Source organism: Frisingicoccus sp. (genome assembly GCA_016298055.1).
Taxonomy (GTDB): Bacteria; Bacillota; Clostridia; order Lachnospirales; family Lachnospiraceae; genus Frisingicoccus.
Genome location: JAEDDO010000164.1, coordinates 1 through 3836 on the forward strand (window position 1 = coordinate 1; position 3836 = coordinate 3836).

A 3836-nucleotide genomic window follows, 5' to 3' on the forward strand; every position below is an offset into this window, starting at 1 on the left:
ATGCTTATTATGACGCACTAAGCCCCTAATATAATCCAGTTCCTAATGCGTGTTTACTTGTAAATGTTTACGTTCCTATTTTATCTCAACGTTTGAAAAATGTCAACTTAACTAGACATTTTTTTCCAAGAATTATTTAATTGTCAATACTTCTTTTTATCTTGCACAGACACTGTTTACAAACACAATATAGCATCCGAAATCACCGATTGTCTTCCGAAAATATCTGTCATCCTCCTCATAGCCAAGTCGATCTCTCCATTCTGCTTTTTTTCCCTGTGCCCGAAGACAACGAGCAAGCACATTAAACTGAATAATCACAGAATTATGATAGGATGTCCTTATGGAATCCTGATTTATCTTATCTTCCCGGGACATGTAATTCCACGCCGCACGAATTGCCGCATATTTTGTAGATGCATCTACAAGATCATCGTATAATTCTCTCGCATCCGGATCATTACCAATTTCTTCTACCATCTCTTCATGAAATTGCTGCATCTGGGCCATCGTCAAAGAATGTGGATCCTTTAAATATTCACTGAATGTATTAATTTCCATAATCTTATCTCCTGTTTTTCTTTTTTTATTTCAAAATTTCACAGTTATTTATACACCACGTAAGATTCAGCGTTTTTTCTCCCACTTCAGGGAAAATAACTTTCAAAGCTGTTCCTTCAACTGCTTCTACCTTTCCCAAACCATATACTTTGTGTTTTAAAGTGTCTCCTGCACAAATAGAAATCTTCGGCTTTTCCGGTTCACAGGCGATTTTAACTTTCTCTTTCTTCTTAATAGCAGGTGATTTCATGCTATACAGGCTTAAAAATGAATCGAAATCTTTAACTTTATCAATCAACCCCATTCTATGTAAAGACACAAAGGTTGCAGCCGCCTTGGCCTGACAGTTGATACTTTTATCCGGATTAAACTCCACATCGGTAAATGCATCATATTCCAGTGCAATTTTTGCCAGTTCAGGATTTTCAAAAAGTGCATTGATATAAATAAAATCATAAAAAATCGTCTCTGGAATCAGAGGATAATCCTTTCCATCAAAGGTAAAATTTAATAATCTTCCACTGGTTTTCAATCGTTCATCTCTTTTTGCATTTTTGGGAGTCGCTGTTAATAAATCGGTATAAGGTCCGCCATGCTGAAATACCTTTCCGGCCTGGAAGACACATTCAACCGGAACGCTTTTTCCAAGTGCCGGAACATATTTTGGAAGAAAAAACGCACTCAATGCTTCTCCACCTTCCTGCATAGATTTACTGCTGATTTCCAACACCTTTTTCCCCGGGGCACTTCTCATAAACCCGGCATGAATTGCCCGAATATTTTTCTGCTTCTGAACTTTTGCAAATCCACCATTCCATCCGAATTCCACATTCGTAACCGCAAAATAAGGAGCACTTTCTCTCACCACATATACTGGTCTCACTGCCATATCAATCACCTGTACCTTTCTCAAATTTTTTAAATCTTTTGTATCTTTTCTTTAATAATATTATCGCATATCCAACCATTTTCCCGAACCTGATATTTATTTTATTACTGAAAGTATCCATGAAACTTTATGAAAAGACCTGTGCTTTCCTCGAAAGATCGAAAATATTTTTTTAAATTTATTGACAAATTTCAATCTCACTGATATGATGGGATTAATCTTATACAAAGTCAACGGTGACTGTCAGGTACATTTATGCCTTGACAGTCTTTTTTTGTTTATAGAATTCAGGATAAGAAAGGAAGTCGTTTAACATGAAAAGCACAGGTATTGTACGGAAATTAGATGAATTGGGCCGCATTACCCTGCCGATTGAGCTGCGGCGCAACTTAAATATCAGCGAACGCGATCCTCTGGAAATTTTTGTAGATGATGAACGTATTATTTTAAAGAAATACGAACCATGTGATATTTTTACCGGTGACATGAATGAGCTGATTGATTACCATGACAAAAAAGTTTCAAAACGTTCAATTATTGAGATGGCAAAAATAGCCGGTCTTACCCTCCAGGAATAAGCCGGCTTTCCTATAAATCAGTTTACCACTCCCTTTTCAGGCAAAACTGATCATCTGTTGGTGGCGAAAAGGACTCCCCCGGTCCTTTTGTCACCTTTCCCCCATATTAAGATTCTTTTCCGATCAAATATTGATAGACATCCCTCTTCGTTATGCCCCGATCCGAAGCAACGGATTTCATTGCTTCTTTTCTGGACTGTCCCTTTGACTCGTAAAGCGCCATATGTTCTTCAATACTCATTGCTTCCCAGGATGCTTGCCGCTCCTCTTCCAACAATTTGGGATCTGCTCCTTCAAGCACAAGTACATATTCTCCTCTGGCTTCATTTTGCTCATACCAGCTGCAGGCTTCTGTAAGCGTTGTCAGCCAGGCTTTTTCATGACGCTTTGTAAGTTCTTTACAAATAGTGAGCCGTCGGTTTCCTACCGTCTCTTCCAAAAGCTTTAATGTCTTTAACAGACGATGCGGTGCTTCGTAAAATACAGTCGTTCGTGTCTCCTTTTTCAAACGTTCAAGTACCGTCTCCCGTTCTTTTTTATCCATTGGAAGAAATGCTTCGAAGCAAAATCTTCGTGTGGAAAGTCCGGACATTGTCAGTGCAGTGATACATGCTGCCGGCCCCGGAAGGGAAGTCACTTCTATCCCCGCCTCATGGCAGAACTTTACAAGTTCTTCTCCCGGATCCGATATTCCCGGTGTTCCCGCATCCGTCACCAGTGCAATATTTTTTCCTGACTTTAAATCTTCCACCAAAACTTTTGCTTTATCAATCTTGTTGAATTCATGATAACTGGTCATTGGTGTCTTTATATCAAAATGATTCAAAAGCTTTATCGTGTGGCGCGTATCTTCCGCCGCAATCACATCCACCGAGCGCAGTGTTTCCAGAACACGATAGGTAATATCGTCCAGATTACCGATCGGCGTGGCACATAAATATAATTTTCCTGACATCTTTTTGCCTCCCTAATACCCGTAAATATCATAGATAATATCATTATAAACCCCGGGTGCCTTATAAACGACCAATGGTTCCTCAATTTTTATCATTGATTTTGCCCCGCGTATAGCCTCAATCATAACCATATTCGGCTCCTTGTCCACAAAGGGATGAACAAGCTGCATGCGCTTTGGCTCCAATTTGTAGGCGGTCAGTGTCTGAAAAATCTCAACCAGACGAAATGGGCGATGCACCATGTAAAACCGTCCTCCGGGTCTCAGCAGACGACTTGTCTCTCTCACCAGATCCTCCAGTGTGCACAAAACTTCATGCCTTGCTATGGCTTTTGGTGCCTCCGGATTCTGAATGCCATGAAGATTCGTCATATAGGGTGGATTCGATGTAATGACATCAAATCCTGAAAGAGGAAACATCCGGGAAGCCGTTTTAATGTCTCCGGTGACAATATCAATTTTTTCTTCCAGATGATTGTAGGCCACACTCCTTCTGGCCATGTCTGCACTCTCTTCCTGGATCTCAAGGCCGGTAAAATGCTTTCCCTCTGTCTTTGCCTCGAGAAGAATCGGTATGATTCCCGTGCCTGTTCCCATATCCAGCACACGCTCACCTTTTTTTACTTTTGCAAAACCGGATAAAAGGACCGCATCCATTCCGAAACAAAATTTATTCGGATTTTGTATGATCTTATAACCGTTTCTTTCAAGATCATCCAGACGTTCGTCCTGCTTTAATTCAACCATGATTCCCCTCATCTCTCATATGATATTAAAATACCAGGACACCCCATAAATTATAGAATGTCCCGGCTGTTTTCATTCCTTTATAACACTGAGCCGCTGCCGCGTC

The 3836-nt window shown here is 40.3% G+C and carries 5 protein-coding genes; 1 reads left to right on the plus strand and 4 read right to left on the minus strand.

Annotated elements, in window-relative coordinates; translation table 11 throughout:
- Positions 1-156: 156 nt before the first annotated feature.
- Entirely contained in the window at positions 157-561 is a 405-nt protein-coding gene (locus tag QZZ35_RS09790; protein WP_291237233.1) for a hypothetical protein, read from the minus strand.
- 25 nt (positions 562-586) lie between these two features.
- Positions 587-1450 carry a DarT1-associated NADAR antitoxin family protein gene (locus QZZ35_RS09795; RefSeq protein WP_291237234.1) on the minus strand — a complete coding sequence of 288 codons (864 nt, stop codon included), beginning with the start codon at positions 1448-1450 and terminating at the stop codon, positions 587-589.
- A gap of 314 nt (positions 1451-1764) precedes the next feature.
- Here QZZ35_RS09795 and QZZ35_RS09800 point away from each other — a divergent pair, with 314 nt between their 5' ends.
- Complete coding sequence (locus tag QZZ35_RS09800) at positions 1765-2028, plus strand: AbrB/MazE/SpoVT family DNA-binding domain-containing protein (RefSeq protein WP_291234407.1); 264 nt, start codon at positions 1765-1767, stop codon at positions 2026-2028.
- 106 nt (positions 2029-2134) lie between these two features.
- On the opposite strand, the gene rsmI is transcribed toward QZZ35_RS09800, so the two are convergent.
- Positions 2135-2983, minus strand: a complete 849-nt coding sequence (gene rsmI / locus QZZ35_RS09805) for a 16S rRNA (cytidine(1402)-2'-O)-methyltransferase (RefSeq protein ID WP_291237235.1) — start codon at positions 2981-2983, stop codon at positions 2135-2137.
- 12 nt (positions 2984-2995) lie between these two features.
- Positions 2996-3730, minus strand: a complete 735-nt coding sequence (locus tag QZZ35_RS09810; protein WP_330635652.1) for a tRNA1(Val) (adenine(37)-N6)-methyltransferase — start codon at positions 3728-3730, stop codon at positions 2996-2998.
- Positions 3731-3836 lie beyond the last annotated feature (106 nt).

Bases quoted from the DNA above. Each gene is read 5' to 3' on its own strand.
- QZZ35_RS09790 (WP_291237233.1), bottom strand. From the start codon at position 561: ATGGAAATTAATACATTCAGTGAATATTTAAAGGATCCACATTCTTTG.
- QZZ35_RS09795 (WP_291237234.1), bottom strand. From the start codon at position 1,450: ATGGCAGTGAGACCAGTATATGTGGTGAGAGAAAGTGCTCCTTATTTT.
- QZZ35_RS09800 (WP_291234407.1), top strand. From the start codon at position 1,765: ATGAAAAGCACAGGTATTGTACGGAAATTAGATGAATTGGGCCGCATT.
- rsmI (WP_291237235.1), bottom strand. From the start codon at position 2,983: ATGTCAGGAAAATTATATTTATGTGCCACGCCGATCGGTAATCTGGAC.
- QZZ35_RS09810 (WP_330635652.1), bottom strand. From the start codon at position 3,730: ATGGTTGAATTAAAGCAGGACGAACGTCTGGATGATCTTGAAAGAAAC.